General features: G+C 36.6%; 28 protein-coding genes. 8 read left to right on the forward strand and 20 right to left on the reverse strand.

Annotated elements, in window-relative coordinates; translation table 11 throughout:
- Positions 1–104 precede the first annotated feature (104 nt).
- Together trhA and ACJ2A9_RS01810 are read left to right on the forward strand one after the other, a co-directional pair.
- Positions 105–752 carry a PAQR family membrane homeostasis protein TrhA gene (gene trhA / locus ACJ2A9_RS01805; RefSeq protein WP_441419890.1) on the forward strand — a complete coding sequence of 216 codons (648 nt, stop codon included), beginning with the start codon at positions 105–107 and terminating at the stop codon, positions 750–752.
- A 135-nt stretch (positions 753–887) separates the two neighbouring features.
- Positions 888–1,325, forward strand: a complete 438-nt coding sequence (locus ACJ2A9_RS01810; RefSeq protein WP_441419891.1) for a 3D domain-containing protein — start codon at positions 888–890, stop codon at positions 1,323–1,325.
- A gap of 93 nt (positions 1,326–1,418) precedes the next feature.
- Here the strand turns inward: ACJ2A9_RS01810 and ACJ2A9_RS01815 are convergent, their stop codons facing one another.
- On the reverse strand, positions 1,419–1,679 hold the full coding sequence (locus ACJ2A9_RS01815; protein ID WP_441419892.1) for a DUF3006 domain-containing protein: 261 nt from the start codon (positions 1,677–1,679) through the stop codon (positions 1,419–1,421).
- Positions 1,680–1,694: 15 nt separating this feature from the next.
- The gene (locus ACJ2A9_RS01820; RefSeq protein WP_441419893.1) at positions 1,695–2,789 is read right to left on the reverse strand and encodes an MBL fold metallo-hydrolase; all 1,095 of its coding nucleotides are present in this window, start codon (positions 2,787–2,789) and stop codon (positions 1,695–1,697) included.
- A gap of 187 nt (positions 2,790–2,976) precedes the next feature.
- On the opposite strand from ACJ2A9_RS01820, the gene ACJ2A9_RS01825 reads away from it, so the two are divergent.
- From ACJ2A9_RS01825 to ACJ2A9_RS01835, 3 genes are all read left to right on the forward strand, one after another.
- Positions 2,977–3,483 (forward strand): ferritin, encoded by a 507-nt coding sequence (locus ACJ2A9_RS01825; RefSeq protein ID WP_441419894.1) that lies wholly within the window; start codon positions 2,977–2,979, stop codon positions 3,481–3,483.
- Between the two features lie 112 nt (positions 3,484–3,595).
- On the forward strand, positions 3,596–3,883 hold the full coding sequence (locus ACJ2A9_RS01830) for an ASCH domain-containing protein (protein WP_441420383.1): 288 nt from the start codon (positions 3,596–3,598) through the stop codon (positions 3,881–3,883).
- A 275-nt stretch (positions 3,884–4,158) separates the two neighbouring features.
- Positions 4,159–4,803 (forward strand): TetR/AcrR family transcriptional regulator, encoded by a 645-nt coding sequence (locus tag ACJ2A9_RS01835; protein WP_441419895.1) that lies wholly within the window; start codon positions 4,159–4,161, stop codon positions 4,801–4,803.
- Between the two features lie 38 nt (positions 4,804–4,841).
- Here ACJ2A9_RS01835 and ACJ2A9_RS01840 read toward each other — a convergent pair whose 3' ends face one another.
- The 7 genes from ACJ2A9_RS01840 to ACJ2A9_RS01870 all read right to left on the reverse strand — a co-directional run bounded on the left by ACJ2A9_RS01840 (position 4,842) and on the right by ACJ2A9_RS01870 (position 9,888).
- Positions 4,842–5,150, reverse strand: a complete 309-nt coding sequence (locus ACJ2A9_RS01840; RefSeq protein WP_441419896.1) for a phage holin family protein — start codon at positions 5,148–5,150, stop codon at positions 4,842–4,844.
- A gap of 97 nt (positions 5,151–5,247) precedes the next feature.
- A complete protein-coding gene (locus ACJ2A9_RS01845; RefSeq protein WP_441419897.1) occupies positions 5,248–5,946 on the reverse strand; it encodes a peptidylprolyl isomerase in 699 nt (232 codons plus the stop codon).
- A 117-nt stretch (positions 5,947–6,063) separates the two neighbouring features.
- Entirely contained in the window at positions 6,064–6,288 is a 225-nt protein-coding gene (locus ACJ2A9_RS01850; RefSeq protein ID WP_441419898.1) for a hypothetical protein, read from the reverse strand.
- A 121-nt stretch (positions 6,289–6,409) separates the two neighbouring features.
- Positions 6,410–6,598, reverse strand: a complete 189-nt coding sequence (locus tag ACJ2A9_RS01855; protein WP_441420384.1) for a hypothetical protein — start codon at positions 6,596–6,598, stop codon at positions 6,410–6,412.
- 57 nt (positions 6,599–6,655) lie between these two features.
- Positions 6,656–6,991, reverse strand: a complete 336-nt coding sequence (locus ACJ2A9_RS01860; protein WP_441419899.1) for a hypothetical protein — start codon at positions 6,989–6,991, stop codon at positions 6,656–6,658.
- Positions 6,992–7,123: 132 nt separating this feature from the next.
- Positions 7,124–8,362 (reverse strand): EAL-associated domain-containing protein, encoded by a 1,239-nt coding sequence (locus ACJ2A9_RS01865; RefSeq protein WP_441419900.1) that lies wholly within the window; start codon positions 8,360–8,362, stop codon positions 7,124–7,126.
- A gap of 50 nt (positions 8,363–8,412) precedes the next feature.
- On the reverse strand, positions 8,413–9,888 hold the full coding sequence (locus ACJ2A9_RS01870; RefSeq protein WP_441419901.1) for a DEAD/DEAH box helicase: 1,476 nt from the start codon (positions 9,886–9,888) through the stop codon (positions 8,413–8,415).
- A gap of 123 nt (positions 9,889–10,011) precedes the next feature.
- Here ACJ2A9_RS01870 and ACJ2A9_RS01875 point away from each other — a divergent pair, with 123 nt between their 5' ends.
- Complete coding sequence (locus ACJ2A9_RS01875; protein ID WP_441419902.1) at positions 10,012–10,350, forward strand: hypothetical protein; 339 nt, start codon at positions 10,012–10,014, stop codon at positions 10,348–10,350.
- Between the two features lie 282 nt (positions 10,351–10,632).
- Here the strand turns inward: ACJ2A9_RS01875 and ACJ2A9_RS01880 are convergent, their stop codons facing one another.
- The 3 genes from ACJ2A9_RS01880 to ACJ2A9_RS01890 all read right to left on the reverse strand — a co-directional run bounded on the left by ACJ2A9_RS01880 (position 10,633) and on the right by ACJ2A9_RS01890 (position 12,275).
- Positions 10,633–11,469 carry a sulfurtransferase gene (locus tag ACJ2A9_RS01880; protein WP_441419903.1) on the reverse strand — a complete coding sequence of 279 codons (837 nt, stop codon included), beginning with the start codon at positions 11,467–11,469 and terminating at the stop codon, positions 10,633–10,635.
- Between the two features lie 55 nt (positions 11,470–11,524).
- Positions 11,525–11,974 (reverse strand): TcaA NTF2-like domain-containing protein, encoded by a 450-nt coding sequence (locus tag ACJ2A9_RS01885; RefSeq protein ID WP_441419904.1) that lies wholly within the window; start codon positions 11,972–11,974, stop codon positions 11,525–11,527.
- A gap of 160 nt (positions 11,975–12,134) precedes the next feature.
- Positions 12,135–12,275, reverse strand: coding sequence for a hypothetical protein (locus ACJ2A9_RS01890; RefSeq protein WP_441419905.1), 141 nt, complete (start codon positions 12,273–12,275; stop codon positions 12,135–12,137).
- Positions 12,276–12,447: 172 nt separating this feature from the next.
- On the opposite strand from ACJ2A9_RS01890, the gene ACJ2A9_RS01895 reads away from it, so the two are divergent.
- Entirely contained in the window at positions 12,448–12,657 is a 210-nt protein-coding gene (locus ACJ2A9_RS01895) for a hypothetical protein (protein ID WP_441419906.1), read from the forward strand.
- 30 nt (positions 12,658–12,687) lie between these two features.
- On the opposite strand, the gene ACJ2A9_RS01900 is transcribed toward ACJ2A9_RS01895, so the two are convergent.
- The 3 genes from ACJ2A9_RS01900 to ACJ2A9_RS01910 form a co-directional block, all read right to left on the reverse strand.
- The gene (locus tag ACJ2A9_RS01900; protein ID WP_441419907.1) at positions 12,688–13,776 is read right to left on the reverse strand and encodes a PRK06851 family protein; all 1,089 of its coding nucleotides are present in this window, start codon (positions 13,774–13,776) and stop codon (positions 12,688–12,690) included.
- A 155-nt stretch (positions 13,777–13,931) separates the two neighbouring features.
- Positions 13,932–14,873 (reverse strand): homoserine O-acetyltransferase MetA, encoded by a 942-nt coding sequence (gene metA, locus ACJ2A9_RS01905; protein ID WP_441419908.1) that lies wholly within the window; start codon positions 14,871–14,873, stop codon positions 13,932–13,934.
- 44 nt (positions 14,874–14,917) lie between these two features.
- Positions 14,918–15,367 (reverse strand): hypothetical protein, encoded by a 450-nt coding sequence (locus ACJ2A9_RS01910; RefSeq protein WP_441419909.1) that lies wholly within the window; start codon positions 15,365–15,367, stop codon positions 14,918–14,920.
- Between the two features lie 400 nt (positions 15,368–15,767).
- Between ACJ2A9_RS01910 and ACJ2A9_RS01915 the strand changes: the two genes are divergently transcribed.
- On the forward strand, positions 15,768–16,427 hold the full coding sequence (locus ACJ2A9_RS01915) for a reverse transcriptase-like protein (RefSeq protein ID WP_441419910.1): 660 nt from the start codon (positions 15,768–15,770) through the stop codon (positions 16,425–16,427).
- Between the two features lie 67 nt (positions 16,428–16,494).
- On the opposite strand, the gene ACJ2A9_RS01920 is transcribed toward ACJ2A9_RS01915, so the two are convergent.
- From ACJ2A9_RS01920 to ACJ2A9_RS01940, 5 genes are all read right to left on the reverse strand, one after another.
- The gene (locus ACJ2A9_RS01920; protein WP_441419911.1) at positions 16,495–17,340 is read right to left on the reverse strand and encodes a PHP domain-containing protein; all 846 of its coding nucleotides are present in this window, start codon (positions 17,338–17,340) and stop codon (positions 16,495–16,497) included.
- 1 nt (position 17,341) lies between these two features.
- Positions 17,342–18,190 carry an ammonia-dependent NAD(+) synthetase gene (gene nadE, locus ACJ2A9_RS01925; RefSeq protein WP_441419912.1) on the reverse strand — a complete coding sequence of 283 codons (849 nt, stop codon included), beginning with the start codon at positions 18,188–18,190 and terminating at the stop codon, positions 17,342–17,344.
- 169 nt (positions 18,191–18,359) lie between these two features.
- Positions 18,360–18,671 (reverse strand): hypothetical protein, encoded by a 312-nt coding sequence (locus ACJ2A9_RS01930; protein ID WP_441419913.1) that lies wholly within the window; start codon positions 18,669–18,671, stop codon positions 18,360–18,362.
- Positions 18,672–18,785: 114 nt separating this feature from the next.
- Positions 18,786–19,019, reverse strand: coding sequence for a small acid-soluble spore protein Tlp (gene tlp / locus ACJ2A9_RS01935; RefSeq protein WP_441419914.1), 234 nt, complete (start codon positions 19,017–19,019; stop codon positions 18,786–18,788).
- Positions 19,020–19,160: 141 nt separating this feature from the next.
- Complete coding sequence (locus tag ACJ2A9_RS01940) at positions 19,161–19,586, reverse strand: acyl-CoA thioesterase (protein ID WP_441419915.1); 426 nt, start codon at positions 19,584–19,586, stop codon at positions 19,161–19,163.
- Between the last annotated feature and the right edge of the window lie 14 nt (positions 19,587–19,600).

Here is a 19,600-nt window from a genome sequence, read left to right on the forward strand (position 1 = left end):
CTAGTAACGTTTTATTACAATTATTAAGAGAAAGAAAAATAGAAATTTCTTACATACTGTGTAATAATGGAATTACATTACCTACATTTGAAAGGAATTGAGAAATGGGAAATACACATACATTTACAAAAGGAGAAGAAATCGCAAATGCCATTACCCATGGATTGGGGGCTGTTTTAAGTGTAGCTGCATTAGTGCTGCTTATCGTCTTTTCAAGTTTAAATGGAACACCATGGCACATTGTCAGTTTTACGATCTATGGCATTACAATGGTTCTTCTTTATCTTTCTTCTACACTCGTGCACAGTTTCCCAGATGGAAAGGTGAAAGATTTATTTGAAATCTTTGATCACTCCTCCATCTATTTATTTATTGCTGGAACCTATACGCCGATTTTGCTTGTTGTGATTAAAGGAGTACTAGGTTGGACATTGCTCAGTATTATTTGGGGTATCGCGATTGTTGGGGTGATTTTTAAATCGTTCTTCACAAAGAAATTTCTGTTCCTTTCAACAATGTTCTATATCATTATGGGTTGGATGATTGTTTTGGCATGGCAACCCCTTACTCAAACATTACATCATAATGGTGTCGTTCTATTAGTTATTGGTGGTGCCCTCTATACATTAGGTACAATTTTTTATATTTGGAGAGGATTTCGTTTTCATCATGCAATCTGGCATCTTTTTGTTTTAGGCGGGTCTATCACTCATTTTTTTGCGATTTTATTCTATGTATTACAAATCCATTAGATCATTAAATGTAAAAGCTACTCACCAAGTTTAATTTGGTAGTAGCTTTTTTCTTTCAATAATTCTTCTCATTTTTTCCATTAAAAACCTGATATAATTATTTGTACCTATTACTATTAAAGGGGTTACAAGGTAATGAAGTTAGTCCTTACTGCCATTTTCTCAATGATTCTATTTATCACCGTATTTCTGTATTATACAATAAATGATTACTTTACAAGTAAACAAATGATGGCATTTAATTTTCAAGATGGCATTGTTGATATATATGAAGTCACAGCGTATACCGCTGGTCCTGAAAGCACTGGAAAAACACCAGATCATCCTGCCTATCGTATTACTGCATCAGGTGAATATGTAAAGGAAAAAGATACTCTTGCATGTCCTCCAGAACTACCTTTTGGTACAAAAGTGTATATTCCATATTTGAATGAAACGTTCACCTGCAAAGACCGTGGGGGTGCCATAAAAGGAAAAACACTTGATATTTATATGGAACAGCTTGATGACGCACTTGAATTTGGAAGAAAACAACTAGAGGTTACCATCATGATTGATGAACAAGCTAATTAATTACATCACAACAATAATAGGTAACAGGTTGCATACCAAAAATACGCGAAGAGGATGTCTCATAAATGACATCCCCTAGATGCGGTTTGCTTATTATTTCTTTTTAAAACGGCTTTCCTTTCGTGCTTGCAGCTGCTTCATCTTGTCACTCATCCGCTCCTTTGCAGCTGTTGTTTCACTTGCACTTGCCTTTACATCGGTAATAGTATCCGCATCGATGACAACTTCTAGATGATCACCTGCACGTATCCCTTCTGGCAATGATTGAATTGGATACGTATATTCCCTTTCATCTTCACCTACTAGAATAACTGCTATTTTTCCATCAACAATTCGCTCAAATACAGCTTTCAAACAAGCTCCCTCCTATCATTTTACACAAGCAAGGTTCTCATTCTTAATATCTTTCAGTCTTCCTTGGCCAATACCATTGATCTTTGTTAATTCGTCCATTGAAGCAAAAGGTCGTAAAGAGATAAGCTGTTCAGAAAGCTCTTCTCCAAGGTGGATAATACTTTGCAGCTCTTCGATACTTGCCGAGTTAATATCAACACAGTTAGCATTTGTTGTTATTTTCTCTTCGTTAGATAATTTTCCTTCTTTTTCAGTGTTTACCTCATAAGTCGTTCCATCAGTCGTTATGAAAATTGTACCGTGAACATCCGTTCCATATAGAGGAATCCCTAATTGTTGAACACGTGCGACAATTTCCTGATGTGGGTGGCCATAATCATTATCATGACCTGCAGAATAAATGGCAACTTCAGGTTGTACAGCTTGCAGAAAAGCGGTTGTGGAGGACGTGCTCGATCCATGATGACCTAATTGAAGAATGTTTGCATCAAGGTCATGCCCACGCTTGATCATTTCTTCTTCGCCACGTTTTTCAACATCTCCTGTAAATAAAAAGCGAATGTCTCCATAAGTGACTCGAACGCTAATTGAACCTTCATTCAAATCACCATCAATTTCATGTGGATGAAGAACTTCGAGAACAACTGAACCAATTTCAAACACTTCACCTGCTCTTGGTTCATAATATGTTGCTTCACTGCTTAAGACTGCATCAATTGCTCTTTCAAATGTTCTTGACGTATGTGTGTCACCTGACATCCATACTTCATTCACCGTGAAAGATTGCATCACTTTATCAAGTTGACCAATATGATCCGCATGCGGATGAGTAGCAATTAACAAATCTATTTCATTAATCTTATTTTGTTGTAAGTATGGAACCACATCATCACGATCATGTCGTCCGGTGTCAATCAGAATTGTAAAATCAGGACCCTCTAGTAACGTCGCATCCCCTTGCCCAGCATCGATATAATGTACAGTTAATTGTTCACTGCTTTCTTGTTTCGTTGCGTCTTTATCACTTACTTCAGGAATTTCGGCCCCATTACATGCGACTAATAAAGAAAGGAATAGTACCATAAAATAAACTGAAATCATTTTTCTCATGTTTGATCTCTCCTAAATATTTTCATCAGATCATAATACAGTGATTTCTAATTCTTGTCTATCTTCATGAAAAAATATTTCTCAGAAAGATGTATAAAAATGAGCGAAAGTATTAATATTTACTTCCAAGTAATATTCTATGTTACAATAATTGAGGTAAATTTTACTAAGGAAGAGGATGAAGCCAATGATGAGTGATAAATTAGTACAAGGGTTAAATGATCAACTAAATTTTGAATTTGAATCTTCACATGTTTATTTAGCAATGGCTGCCTTTTGCTCGGCTGAAGGATTGGATGGTTTTGCTAACTTTTTTCTTGTGCAAGCTGAGGAGGAACGGTTTCACGCAATGAAAATTTATAATTTCCTTAATGATCGTGGTCACCGTGCTACGATTACTGGAATGGAAGCACCAGAGGGAAATTTTGAATCAGTTCTTGATGCATTTACAAAAGCATATGCACACGAACAACATGTCACGAAACGATTTTATGAACTGTCAGACATTGCGATGGATGAACGGGAACATGCCACAATCAGCTTATTGCGTTGGTTTATTGATGAGCAAGTGGAAGAAGAAGCAATGTTCGACAATATCATTCAAAAGCTAAAACGCATTGATGAAGACAGTAATGCCTTTTTTATGATGGATGATGAGTTTGCTAAGCGTAGCTTTACTCCAACTGAGGCATAAGCTATACTTTTCATGATAAAATAATAATTACTATTTAAAATATCAATATGACTATTGAGGAGGCTTTACTTTGACACAAACATTACCACCAAAAACATGTACAATTGAACGTATGGTTACAATGCAAGAGGACGTCGAAAAGGTTCTAGCTGGTAAAAAGACATCAACTAGAAGAAATGGCCGCTATGCTGATATTGGAGAAATTATGGAGCTTGAAGGAAAGAAATACGAAGTTACTGCTATCTACTCACAATCTTTAGGTGAAATGACAGATGAAGATGCAAAATCAGAAGGCTATGAAAACATGGAATCGTATAAAAATCATATCCTTTCCCTTCATAGAGGAATGCCATGGGTTCCAACAATGAAAGTTTGGGTACATGAATTTAAAGAAGTTTAATCATTAATATACTTGCCAGGCTCTTTGACTGAGCCTGGCTTCTTTTTTAATTATTTTATCAACAAATGTTACTTAATTCATAAAATAGGTTGACGTCTAAGGATAAGTACGTTATGATGACGCATGAAAAATATTTTAACACGTTACCATATAAAATTAATAATATATGTTGCTCATTAATCATTTGATAATTTATAATATTCTTAAAATAAACGGAAGTATTGACTTTACATCCTTTTTCACAGATTAAGGTTTATATGAAAGGAGAGAGTGGATTGAGAAAGAAAAACGTCCCTTCGATCGTTAAGGATCAGCAACTCGTAAAATACCGCAGAAATCAAATCATTCAATCTGCAGTAAAATTATTCATTCAAAAAGGCTTTCACCGAACGACAACAAGGGAAATTTCAAAATTATCTGGTTTTAGCATCGGTACATTATATGAATATATAGGTTCAAAGGAAGATGTCCTTTATCTCGTATGTGATGCAGTATATGATGAAGTTATTCATCGCCTACATACATATTTAAACACTGAATTAGAAGGAATTGAACGGTTAAAGTTAGCGGTAGAGTCCTACTTTAGAGTCGTCGATCAAATGCAGGATGAAGTACTTGTTATGTATCAAGAAGCAAAATCGTTACAGAAAGAAGCTCTTCAATATGTACTTGAGAAGGAAATGTTAATCACACAAAGTATTGAGCAAGTGATTCGTCATTGTGTTGACAGTCATTTACTTACACTTGACGAAAAGCAAATAAAGCTCTTCTCGCACAATATTCTTGTTAATGGTCACATGTGGGCATTCCGTAGATGGGCACTCAAAAAATCGTATACGATTGATGAATATATTGAACTCCAAATTGAGCAGCTCCTTAACGGTTTAAAAGGCCAAGCTATGTCAACAATGCTGTATTAAATATGGCAACAATATAAAAAAAGACGAAGAGATGATCATCAATCATGCTCTTTCGTCTTATTATTTTCTTCGTGACATTCCAAAGTTCTTTTCATCATTGTTTGTTTATATGCTTGATGTGTTGTTATTGCTGCACCTGCTGCAATAATTCCATTCGCTATCCCATTAATAGAAAAGCCTAGTATGATACAACTAGCAATGACTCCTATTGCCAATAAAATCCAAATAATCATCCAATCCTTTACCTTAGGTGTTTTCTTTAATGCGTAGCCAATGATCATTAGTGCTGGTACGACGACAACAAGTTGAGGATGGACTTGTACTTGTGTGAAAATGTCAGTCAGCAAATGATCACCACCTTCCACTTATTAGTATATTCAAAATGAAGGTGGACGTTAAAAAAGACGGAAAACAAATTTCCGTCTTTTTACGTCTTTAAATCATCTATTGGACAATTTCAATACTTTCAATTATGACTGGCTCTAATGGCATATCATTTGCATCAACTTCTTCAGTCGCAATATCATTCACAACATCCATACCGGAAATCACATGACCAAATACAGTATGTTTATAATCAAGCCAAGGTGCTCCACCATATTGTTTATATTTTTCAATAATTTCAGCCGGAAATCCCTCTGCTTCTAACTCTTCAGGCTCTGCATACATATCTGAACTTTGGACTATAAAAAACTGACTCCCGTTGGTATTTGGACCACTGTTTGCCATTGCTAAAGCACCCCGGAAATGTGCTAGATTAGGTGTAAATTCATCCTCAAACGGTTCACCATAAATACTTTCACCACCCGTTCCATTTCCTGCCGGGTCGCCTCCTTGAATCATAAATCCAAAAATAACGCGATGAAAGGTTAAACCATCATAATAGCCGTTCTTACTATGTGTTAAGAAGTTCTCAACTGCTTTTGGTGCATAATCCGGAAAGAGCTTTAATGTGATTTCACCTTTATTTGTATGCATGGTTACGATATTTTCATTGTCCTGTACATCTGAAAATTGTGGCAGTTCAGTTACTACACTCCCTTGCTTGTCATTAGCCTGTTCGTCTGTACCAATCTGTCCACAGCCAGAGATAACAAGAATCATGACCATTAATGAAAATAAAAGCAATACTTTCTTTCTCATTTTTTTAACTCCTACTCTTAAGATTAACTATTAATTTGACCAACTTTAAGTATAGTAAAAGTAGGTAGTAATGCCAAGATATTTATTATACATTGTCGTTTGTGGTGTTTTATGAATTTACGTTAATGAGTTATTTTCATTTGCTTGTCCTAATTCTTTCTCGGCAAATATCTCATTTGATTCCTCTAACTCTTTGTGTCCATCTACTGAGTCCCCCGCATATGTTGATGTCGAATGAAATGGACTTTTAGAATTGAGGTCCGTTCGAATACCAAATTCCCTTTGTTTCGGAGCATCTGTTAAGATCTCCTCGCTATTAAGTTCTTTCTCCTGTTTTGGCAATTCTTCACACCCCCTTCATACCTATCGTTAGCTTGAACGCTTCAAGAGAATTTTATGTAATGTATTGCTTACAACAAAGAAAAAAGATGAGACTATGTTGGTCTCACCTCTAATCTACCTGTTAGGATGGTCGATATTCATCATTTGAAAGCTTTATTACTTTTGTATACTCTCCTCGCTCAATTTCCTCAGGTGTTGCTTTTCTGTCCAATTCTTCATCATCGTCAATCCCTGGGGCTATCATATCTGGAGAAATCATACTAGGATTTATAATTGGTTCCGAATGATTCTTTTCTTTATCATGTTCCATCTGTTCTGTTACACCTTCCTTTTCCATTGATTATCACTAAACGTAACCGTCACTAAATCATGGGAAGAATCCATCTTTTTCCTCAATTTCAAAATAACCTTGAATTTGCGTCATTACTTCTTGGAGTTGTTGATTAGCTGGTTGACCATTAGCAACACTTTCCATTTCGTGATATGCGTTTAAAATTACATTCATCGGATGATTTTTATCAAGCTGTGACTCACTTGCCGGAGTAGACATTACACCATCTGTGAGCTTCTCTACTTGTTCATTTGTAAGTGCTTCAAGTTCATTTTTAAATTGATCCAACTTAGACTGTAAACTGTCAGGTATACTTCCAGCATTCATCTCAAACTTATTAATCATATTAAGCATATACTCTTTTTTATCCATCACGATCCCCCTATACTTACCTAATGTTCTATAATTACTATGTTACAGGAGGAAGTAAAATATACGACCAGAACCAAATATAAAAAGAATCTCTGAGAAATAATATTCTCTAGAGATCCTTTTCCATAGACTTTACAATAAACCATCCTGCTCATATAAGAATGTGTAAGGAAGGTCGATAAAAATATATGCATTTTCATTTATTGGATAAGAAAAAGTGCGTATGAGTTCATTTGTTTCAATATCACTATATAAATCGGAGAGAATCCCTCTCTTTTTTCTGCTCATCCGAAAAATATTTTCTAAAAAATACGGACGCCAGCTCCAGTTATTAGAGCGGTATTCAGGTTGGAGTTTCCAATTTCCTGACGTTTCCTTAAATGCATTTGCCGATTTTTGAAAGCCATCTTCATCACAGATATAAATTCGAAAGGCTTCCGTTGTTAGTTCTTTAGCAACTTGAAGAACAATCTCATCATAGTTCCCATGATTTTTTATTTTTTTGATCATTTCTTGTAATCGATTGTTTAACTGTTCTGAAAAAAGATAAAGTGAATTTAATTTTTTTCGCTCATAAATTATAAACTGATGAAATTGACTTTTTAATTGTTCTAGACAACTATCTCGAGGGATAAAGTCAGCTTGCGGTTCAGCCAAATAAAATCCTTGATAATAACGACCGCCTTTACGCCAAGCGGAGTTTAATTGACTTAATTGACCGATCCCCTCAAATAAAAGTGTCGCTCCAATCTTTCTTGCTAATATTGTCAAAGAATACAGTGCATCTCGAAATGATTGTGGAACAGTCTCATTTTGAAGAAAATGAAGATCAACTTTTAAAATATCTGGATTTAGTAGAGCAATACGGTCGATACTTCCCCCACCCTTACCTACATCATCAATGGCAATCTTCATTCCCATACTTTGAAGATATAATAATAGATGATTCAATTTAGAAATGTCACCATCATAATCGTGCTCTGTAATTTCGAGTACAATACGTTCATAAGGAAAACCACGGTCGCGATACTCCTCAAATGTACGTAATATCTGCTCCCCATGATCTTTCATTAACATATTTGCATTACAATTGATGAAGATGAGTAATTCATCATCATCATGAGAGAGAAAATAATCAAATGCCTGCCTTCTTACTCTCTCATCAACCTCTGTATAGTATTCAGCTGGGATCGTTAAATCCTGAAAGAAAGGTCCTAGGCTTACGACCTTACCATCCATTTCAATTCGACCTAATACTTCGTAACCAATAACACATTGATTTTCCGCACTTATTATCGGTTGAAAGTAAGGGGTAACATTCTCAATATTCATAAGTACTTCTAATGGATCCAATGCTATCAATCTCCACATCAGAACCGGTCCCCACTACATTTATAGTGAGCACCGGTCCATTTTTCATTTTATTTTCTTTTTTTCTTATCAGATCCAGATCGCTTTCGACCATCTTTCATACGGTCACGGTCGCGGAATCCTCCACCGCTCCGTTTTCGGTCACCATCTCGTCGGCCTCCACGTCGGTCTCCTCTTTTGTTGTCATTACCTTTTACCCGTTTTACACGAAGAGGAGCTTCACCCGTTAATTTAACAGGTGTTAAATCTGGTTCCTTTGTTAACATTTTTAAAGCTGCTGATAATAGTGTAACAGAATCGTGATTATCTAACAACTCAACAGCTGTGTTTTTGTATTTTTGAATGTCTTGATCCTCAATGACTTGAAGCAATTTCTCAATTGTCAAGCGCTGCTGGCCTTCAATTGCCTCTGTTAGTGTCGGCGCTTGCTTGCGTGTCATTTTCTTCTTACTCATTTCCTCAATGCGGCGTAAATGATCAATTTCACGAGGTGTGACAAAGGAAATCGCTAACCCTTGTTTTCCTGCACGCCCCGTACGTCCGATTCGATGAACATAACTTTCTGGGTCCTGCGGTAAATCAAAGTTATATACATGTGTAACTCCACTTACATCTAATCCCCTTGCTGCTACATCTGTCGCCACAAGAATTTCAATTGTTCCTTCTCTAAACTGACGAATAACACTGTCACGTTTTGATTGATTTAAATCCCCATGAATGCCTTCTGCTGAATAACCACGCTTCATTAGCGCTTCTGTCAGTTCATCGACACGACGTTTTGTACGGCCAAAAATAATCGCAAGTTCCGGCAATTGCATATCTAACAGACGGCATAACACATCAAATTTTTGCTTTTCAGGTATTTCTATATAATGCTGTTCAATATTCGGCATCGTAATTTCTTTTGCCTGTACTTTAATTAGTTCAGGGTTTTTCATAAACTTTGTTGCTAATGCTTGAATTTTCTTAGGCATTGTTGCAGAGAAAAGCAATGTTTGTCGTTCTTCAGGAATGTCTGCAAGAATCGTTTCAATATCCTCAATAAAGCCCATATTTAACATTTCATCAGCTTCATCAAGAATGGCCATTTTGATTTCGTCTAAACGAATCGTTTTTCTCCTCATATGGTCCATTAATCGTCCTGGTGTTCCAACGACGATGTGTGGCTTTTTCTTCAATGCGCGAATTTGACGGTCAATTTGTTGTCCACCATAAATTGGAAGTGAGCGAACTCCTTTTTGATGTCCAATTTTGTTTAATTCCTCGGCAACTTGAATCGCCAGCTCACGTGTTGGAGCAATAACGATTCCTTGCAATTTAGCATTTTCAATCGAGATTTTTTCAAGTAACGGAATACCGAATGCTGCTGTTTTTCCAGTCCCTGTTTGTGCTTGTCCGATAATATCTTGTCCTTCAATCGCAATTGGAATGGTTTGTGCCTGAATTGGTGTTGCTTCTTCAAACCCCATTTCACTAATTGATCGAACTATTGAATGGCTTAAATTTAATTCATAAAACGTTGTCATTATTTCTATCTCCTTATCATTTTCTAACTGTTTTTAGCGTTGACGTTCGATTTTTATTTTATGTACATCAACAGGATTGCTTTTTAATAATTGGGAAACCTACTTGTATGGAGGTGACAAAAGATGAATAATCATCATACACATGAAAATCATCCTCATGAACATAGTATTGCATGCGGGCACACAAAAATACGTCATGATGATCATATTGATTATGTTCACAATGGTCATTTGCATAAAGAGCATAATGGTCACTGGGATGAATGTGCGATTCCTATATCCGAAGAGAATCCAAACGAATGTATTCCTATGAACTGTGGCTGTACTCATAGTAAAGAGTGCGGTCATGAAGTTGTTCCACATGGAGATCACTTTGATTATTTAGTCAATGGTCGCCTGCATCATGTCCATGGAGATCATTGTGATGATCATGGACCAGTAGAAATCGTAACGATCATTTGACACAAGAAAAGCGCAGGCGCCTTGCTCAGCCGCGACAAGCACTGGAGGTCCGACAAAAAGTATCCTGTCTTTTGGATACGTTTGACGGACCGAAGTGATCTCGAGCGGCTAGGCGCCGGAGCTAGACAGAGAAAAAAAGAAAGGGTGCCTAGTACCCTTTCTTAAATATACAATGTTTGCACAAGCATACATATATGATCGAGTTGTTCAATTATATTATATTTTCTTCGATATGGAAAGTATAAAATCTCAATAATTCCGATTTATACCAAGAATATTTTTTTATTGTTCTTTTGCGACCGGATTTTCTTTATAAGAACACCAATCACTCCAACTGCCAGCATATAATTTCACTTGATTATAACCAGCCTGATACAGTGAGAGGATAACCGGACAAGCTGTTACACCAGACCCACAATAAACGATTTTCACTTTATCATCATTACCTAGTAAGTGAAAGCGCTCCTTTTGCTCACCTTCATTCTTCCATAATCCGCTATCATTTAAACCTTCTTTCCAAAAAAAGTTCAACGCACCAGGAATATGACCGGCAATTGGATCAATATGCTCTTCTTCACCAACATACCGCTTTGTTTCTCTTGCATCTATCAAAACTGTATTTGGATCATTAAGTTTTTGCCGCACGTCCTCCATCGTAACAACTAAATGTTCTTGAACAGTTGGAACAAAGGATTTACGAGTGATGGATGGCATTTCATTCGTGACAGCATTACCTTGTTTTTTCCAATGCGAAAATCCTCCGTCAACAATGTATACCTTTTGATGGCCTAAATATGTTAATAACCACCATAATCGCGATGCCATAGCCCCTCCTTGATCATCATATGCAACAACAGTCACCTGATGATCTATTCCTGCAGCAGATAATTTCTCTGCAAATTCATCAATATTTGGGAGTGGATGACGTCCGCCATGTTCCTCTTTTTTTCCTGACATATCACGTTCTAAGTCAAAATAGAGCGCTCCTGGAATATGCTCTTCTATGTAGCAATTCAAACCATGATCAGGTTTGCCTAACTCAAAACGGCAATCTATAATTTGAATATTCTCATTTCCTATATTTTCAGCTAACCAGTCAACAGAAACAATTTGTTTCACGTTAATACCCCTCTCTCCCAAATAGTTTGCATTTTTGAATTTTCCCTTAGAATAGTTATTGATGGGTTCGAACCTCAACAACCTTTAATTGCCCGCGATAATCCATTACTATGTATGTAATTTCATATACTTCAGTACTGTCACCTTGGTGCGGATCATTTCGATGAATCTCTTCAGTCACATATAAATGATAACCACTATGCTGGTCTTGTTGCACATCATTTACAGTAAAATCAATTACTTCTTCTGTAATTCTTTGAGACCTGTTTTGTTGAATTGTTTTTCTTTGAAAATGGTAATATGTATCATTTGGGATAAAATAGTTCTCCACAACTGCAAAATCATAATGATTAAAGGCTTCAGCAAGTTCGACGCGGTATTCAGTAATAAAGCTACTCAATTCTGCTGCTATACTCTCAGGTACCGGCTGAAGCTCTTCATTATTATTACAAGCAGTTAAGATAAAAATAAAACATAAAATAACAGCTAAATACATCTTTTTCATAATGTCGCTCCTTTATGGTAGCATTATATCATTTCTTGTATTTTTCACCAATAAAGAACCTCAAAAAAACGTAAAAGCAAATCGCCCTTACGTTTTTTCTTCTCAATTTTAACTTTCAACTATTATCTTTTAACTTTCAACCCAATATTATTTAAATACCTTACCTCTTCCTGCTTCTCAACCAATTTTTTGCTCGTGTATCTTTCGGTTTATCAGGGTGTGTTGGATCATAAAGTAATTTATATTTAACAGTAATAATCGCTAAAATGATCGCTAATACAAGTATGAGGAAATTTAACACAATAAAACCTCCTTATCCTTAGCTTTACCCTTTCATAAACAGTTTACAGATGGTGTCTTTTGTTAAGTATTTTAGTATAGCTAAAATAAATCCAGCACTCCTTCTAATGAGAATTCGATATTCTGCACAATCTAAACAGGAAAGCTCACTTCTGAAAGGAGATAACATTACTATGCCAAAGAAAAACAACATGCCTGATTTTGATAAATTAACTGATCGAATCATTGCAGAAGCTCCTTCTGCTCCAATGTTCAGTATTAAAACAAACTTAGATTCAGATGATCCAACGGAAAATAACCCGTACTTTTCTAAAGATAATGGAAAAACAGAAGCAGAAATGAATAAATTTAAAGCCTATTTCGATGAAAACGAAAAAAAATAAAAAAATAAGGGCGATCTTTCGCCCCTACTTCTATGCTAATGAGAGGATCTCTTTTACGATTTCTTCTCTTTTCTTATCTACTTGTTCAAAGTCCATCGCTTTTCGGTAATACTCTTCTAAAACATGTAACAGTCGATTAGCCACTTGCAGGTGCCAAGTTCCTTCTTTCATAATTCCTTTATAGGTTTTCGTTAATTCCTCAAGTTTGTTTGCGTAATCTACTTCGACTTGCGGATTCATACATAGTTCAAACATATCAACAACTTCATCTGTCTCCCTGGAAGGGTCAATGACATGCGGAGCTGTACCATCAAGGACTGCAACATTTAAAGGCTGTATAATAACCATATCTAAACTGGTAGGATCTAGACCACATTGAAAATAGTCTACAGAGTAGCCTAACCTTTGTGCCTCTGCACCGATTTTTCTCATTACTGTAGATTTCCCACTTCCCGAACGTCCTTTAATGATATATCGCTTAGCAACATCACTTGTAATATTTTCAATGTAGTTTAACGCACCCTCAGGTGTGGCGGCCCCAAAGAAAAGATATCGTGATTTTTGTTGTTCCCCTTTGGAAAAACCTGATTCAAAAATCGTTTTAATGAGTTTTTCAGTAACAGCATCAGCTTTTTTAAAATCCATTGACGAAAGATAAATTTCCTCTTTCTTATTGTGCACGGATACTCCATCTGCAAATTTTTTATAAGCTAGCTCAACCTGTTCTTGCATCTCATTTGTATATTTAATGATCTCATCATGGTGAATATTTAATTTTTCACCATTACAATATTGTTGTAAATCGATGACTTTTCCGATTACTCCCGGGTATGCGGGCTCTAAATTTTGTGGGGCTGAACCTGAAAAAACGCCTATATTCAACTTTGGAATAATAACACCATCATAGCTTTTCGGGTCTGTTGGGTTGCTGAAATATTCAAGTGAATACCCTTTATCAGCTAACACTTCACCAATTTTTTTGATAAACGTTGACTTTCCTGTTCCTGGTCCGCCTTTTAGAATATATACATGTGATAAATCTTTTACGATCTCATTAAACAATGAATAATAACCGATACTTGTATTCCCACCCGCATAATAGTATTTTGTTTGGTTCATGAAAATACCCCTCCCACATCATGCTGTTTAGTCTCGAAAAACGTGTGAAAATTTCACCTAGACATTAACCTAATAAAAAAATATGCAAAAACAGCATCATGTGTGAATGGACCACTTTTCTGTCCTTACATTAAAAAAGCAAAAAGCCGAGAAACCTATTTCTCGACCTTTTGCTTTGATTTTGAAAGTGTTGATAAATCATATGGAGTTTCTTGATAAACATAATAGTTTAACCAGTTTGTAAATAAAAGATTTGAATGAGCACGCCATTTTAATCGTGGTTTCTTTTCTGGATCATTATTTGGAAAATAATTTTTCGGCGGAGCAATTTCTAAGCCCTTTTCCTTATCACGGACAAATTCATCATTTAATGTGCAGGCGTCGTATTCAGAATGACCAGTAACAAAGATTTGACTTCCATCCTTAGTCGCAACAATATAGATTCCTGTTTCCGAAGATTCAGATAATATTTCGAGTTCTGGTACCTTTTCAATATCTTCACGGCGTACCTCCGTATGTCTAGATTGCGGAACCATGAATTCGTCATCAAATCCACGCAATAATTTGACGTTCTCTTTATTAATTGTATGTTCAAATACACCGAATACCTTTTGATCAAGCGTATACTTCGGAACTCCAAAGTGATGATAAAGCCCTGCTTGTGCTCCCCAACAAATGTGTAACGTCGATGTTACATGGGTTACGCTCCAATCCATAATCTGTTTAAGCTCTTCCCAATAATTAACATCCTCGAACTGGAGTAACTCAATTGGTGCTCCTGTAATAATCATTCCGTCAAACGTTTGCGTTTTAATTTCATCAATTGTTTTATAGAAGCTGTTCAGATGATCGGCGGATGTATTTTTTGATACATGGGTATCGGGATACATAAAGGAAACCTCAACTTGTAATGGCGAGTTTCCTAATAAACGCAACAGCTGAGTTTCCGTTGTTTCCTTGATTGGCATGAGATTTAAAATCACAATTTTTAACGGACGTATATCTTGTTGGTATGCTCTGCTTTCATCCATCACGAAGATATTCTCTTTATTTAGTATTTCCTTCGCCGGCAAATGATCTGGTATTTTAATTGGCATCTCCTCTACCCCTTTTCTCAAATGATGTATGAAATTAGTATCCTTTATTGATTCATGTAGAATCTTACTTGCTTTAATGCTTCTGTTTTCTTCATCTCATAACTTTGCCCGTTAACAGATATTGTGACATACTCTGAGTCATCATTGCCTGTTACTGTCATATCACCATAGGATATGGTAAAGCTACCTTCTTCATCCTTTGTATACTCAGCACCATCAACAGAATTAGCAATTCTTTCAATCGTTTGGTCTTGAACCTTTTTCGTCACTTGTCCAGTTACATCAGATGTTAATTCTCCTACAATTTCTTTCGCTTCATCGATATTTTGTGGAATCGGTTGATTGGAAACTAACATATAGATACCGATAATGATGACAACAACAATCGCCAGCTTTACCGTTAATTTAATTAGCTTAACAAATAGAAACAAAAAAACAATAGCGCCGATAATGAATAACCAATATTCAGTAAAAAACTCAATGATCATATCCACGCTTCATCCCTCTTTCTAAGTTATAATAGCAATAATATACCATAATCATAAACAGTTTCGCACCTTTTATTACAATGTTTAGAAGAGGTTGTTTCGTCTAACACTATCGATAAGAATTTAATTGAAGGAAGTGAAAAGAACAATGATTAGATTAATTCTTAGGAATGTCATTACTGTAGTGGCAATTCGAGTCATTACACGGCTAATTAACCGCTGGTTTGATAAAGGTGACCAAAAAATGATTCAAGATCGATATCGCTAACTACGACAGGATTTGTCGAATACAATCCTTTACTGTAATAAATTATCATAAAATTACTGAATTCACAAATTCTTTTAACAATTGAACTCAAAAGATCATCTTCTCATATATACTTAGTGAAATAGGGGGTGTACCGTAATGAAAATTCAAATTCAGTATCAGTACAGACCAAAGCGTACTAAAAAAACAACCTTCTTTTCTTCAGAGTTTATTCCGATAGCTGAAGCACTTCATGTCGCAAAGGATTTAGAAGGAAGCGGTCGAGCCGAGAATATTGCCTTTTATGATGAAACCGGAATGGAATGGCTTAAGAAGGAATTAGAAAAATATACGAAAAAAATTGAAACCGAACCGCACAATGTCACTGTCTATTTTGATGGAGGCTTTGATCGTGAGGAAAGGTTGGCTGGTTTAGGAGTAGCGATTTATTTTGAACAAGATGGGCAGTCGTATCGCATCCGGAAAAATGATTGCTTTGAACAAATTGAAAATAATAATGAAGCAGAATATGCCGCCTTTTGGCTTGGACTGCTGGAACTTGAACTGTTAGGTGTTCAACATCAGGAAGTACTTTTTAAAGGCGACTCACAAGTTGTGATTAACCATTTATCAGGAGATTGGCCTTGTTACGAAGAAGATTTGCAGCGCTGGATTGATCGGATAGAAGAAAAAATAAAAAACCTCGGACTCAAGCCAAACTACGAGCTCATTGGTCGAAATGCGAACAAAGAAGCCGATCAACTGGCAGGCCAAGCTTTAAAAGACGTATCCATTTCGAGTAAAATCCAAATCGACTAAGTGCATACAAAAAATAAGGCAAACCGACTTTGGATTTGCCTTATTTTGTATGCATTATGCTTCTGACTTACAACCGCGCTTTAACTTGTTCTGCCAGCGAATTAGGAATTCTTGTTTCCCCTAACGGCTGTCGTACTCGTCCATAATCTTCATGATGAAAATCAGATCCGCCGGTACGAATCAAGCTCACTCCATATTTCTCCTCAATAGTAGCAACAATCTTTTCATAACGAGCGACCGCTTCACTATCATGATCCCGGTGATATACCTCAACACCATCTAATTGATACTGACTCACCCATTCTTCAATCATGTGGTCCAAGTCATAATAAATTGGATGAGCAAGAACAGCAACACCACCACTTTTATGTATCCATTCGATCGCTTCAACAGGAGTCATTTCTTTTTCCTTACTAACATAGCAAGGCTTCCCTTCTGCTAAATACAAATTAAACGCTTCGGCAACATCAGCTACGTACCCATGTTCGATCAGTGCTTTGGCAACATGCGGCCGGCCGATACTGCCGCCATCGACATATTTTAAGACATCTTCAGGTGCTAACGTAATGTCTACTTTTTCTAACTTTGCAAGAATAACATCTAGCCTTTTACGGCGCATGTCTCTTTGCGTATGTAACATTTGTTGCAGTTCTTTGTTGTGTCTGTCTAAGCCAAATCCAAGCATATGGACACTTGTACTGCCCTCTTTTGTTGAAAATTCAATTCCAGGAATCACTTCCACTCCTATTATTTGACCTACTGCGATTGCTTCATCTACCCCTTCCATCGTGTCATGGTCGGTTAAGGCAACAATCTCAAGACCAACATCAGCACATTTTTTCACTAATTGATCTGGTGTATATCCACCATCAGACGCAGTCGAATGCATATGAAGGTCCGCATTATAACTCAAGTCAATCCCCCCTGTTACTGTTAGTTTTCCACCAATTCTCGTATAAGGACACTGGATTTTGGCGTTTGTGCTCAGTTATGTAATATTGTCGTTCAATTTTTAATTTAATCTCGCCCGGAACATCCTTACCTTCAAGATAGTCATCAATCTGTTCATATGTCATACCTAGTGCTTCTTCATCCGGGTATCCCGGCTTATCGTCTTCTAAATCTGCAGTTGGCGTCTTTAAGTACAAATGCTCAGGACATCCTAAATGTGATAATAATTGTTTTCCTTGACGCTTATTCAATCCGTATAACGGAATAATATCACAAGCACCATCCCCATGCTTTGTAAAAAATCCTGTAATCGCCTCTGCAGCATGATCAGTGCCAATTACGAGTGCTTTATAATGGGCAGCTAGATCGTATTGTACTTTCATTCTTTCGCGAGCCTTTGTATTTCCTTTATAAAAATGGTTGAGCTTCTCACCAGTCACCCGATAAAATTCTTGAAAAGAAGCATCAACAGCCGGTTTTACATTGATCGAATAAACTTTTGCCGGCTTAATAAATGAAATGGCATCTTGGGCATCAGCCTCATCAAATTGCTCACCATACGGAAGACGGACTGCGATAAAATGATAGTCAGACGTACCCTGTTCTTCATTCAAATCATCAATCGCCAACTGAGCAAGCTTTCCTGCTAATGTTGAATCCTGCCCTCCTGATATCCCTAACACATATCCCTTCAAGCCGGTTTTCAGTAAATAATCTTTTAACAACGTTACACGCTCTTTTATTTCATTTTCTACGTTAATGAAAGGCTTCACCTTCAACGTTGCAATAATCTTAGACTGAGTCTGATTCAAAATAAAAACCTCCTTCTTTCAAAAGCGAATTTAAAGTTTAGAATTTAGAGTTTAGAGTTTAGAGTTTAGAATTTAGAGTTTAGAGTTGAAGATGCTGTATGTATTTCGTCGAAGAACATACAGAAAAGCTTCGAAGCTTTTCTAAAATATAACTCTAAACTCTACACTCTCAACTGTCCTTTTCAAGTTTAAACCTCTCGATCTGCTCCTCTAGTCCTTCTTTTTTCAGAATTTCAAGTTGTTTTTCACCGAGGAGATCGAAGTGGGGATAGTCAGAGCGGTGGTGAATCCACTCTTTTTCCAACCCATATTGAGCACCCCATTGGATGAGCTTGTCTAGCTCACAACAGGCAGCTTTTGTTACTGTCTTTACGTTTGGATAACGAGGGTGGAGCCAATAGTGAGTTAACAATGCAATATTACCGCTTCTTGCTTGCTCTTTCCATTTATATAGTTCAGCCCTCTTGATCCCAAATGCCATTTTCCTCTAACCCCTTTGTTAATGTTACTATTCAGTTTATCATTTTTTTACTGTAATGGCATATTTTCTACCACAAAAAAAGGGAAGGATTTCTCCTCACCCCTTTGCAGTCATTTAAAAGTCTCCACGCTCACGTGCTTGCTGTTCATCAGTAATTTCTGCTTGGAAACTTTGAATACTTTCTTGCCGGCGTTCATTTTTTGCTTGGATCGCTGCTTTTTCCTCACTACTCATGTCTTCATTTTGCATTGTTTTTTGTGCTTCCTCAATGTTTTCGGTTGTATTTTCAACCATTTGCTGTAAGCGTTCTACATTATTACTACGGTCATCTGGATTCGGTTTGTTCATCTGAATGCCTCCTTTTTTTCAATACGAAATTATTTTGTTACTCTCCCAACCAAAATATTCGCAAAAATTTGTGCTTTCCAGCAACGAATTTTACATAAAAAAAAAGAGAACGACTCACTGATCGTTCTCCTCTTGTTCCTGTTATTCTGATTTCTTTTTCGCTCCTTCATATGCAGCATGCCAATCTGGATATTTCTTTTCAATACGAATCGGACGGAAGGTTTCTTTTTTTACACAAATATGAGAGCTTAATCCGGTTACACATACTGTTCCGTCTTGTTTGCCTACTTCATAACCATAGACGATCCGAAAACCATCGTAATGCTCAATCCATGTTTTAATAATAATTGTATCGCCATATCTCGCCGGGGATTTATATGACGCTTGAATATCAGTAACTGGTGAGAGAATGCCATCTCTCTCCATTTCAGCATAACTGAAGCCAAGGTGTTCGATGATTTCTGTCCGGCCAATTTCAAACCACACAAGATAATTTGCATGATAGACAACACCCATTTGATCTGTTTCTGCATAACGTACTTTGATTTCTGATGTAGATATTAGCATAATTATGAAAGCTC

Origin of the sequence: Anaerobacillus sp. MEB173, assembly GCF_052119505.1 — a bacterium.
Classification (GTDB): domain Bacteria; phylum Bacillota; class Bacilli; order Bacillales; family JBJMAU01; genus JBJMAU01.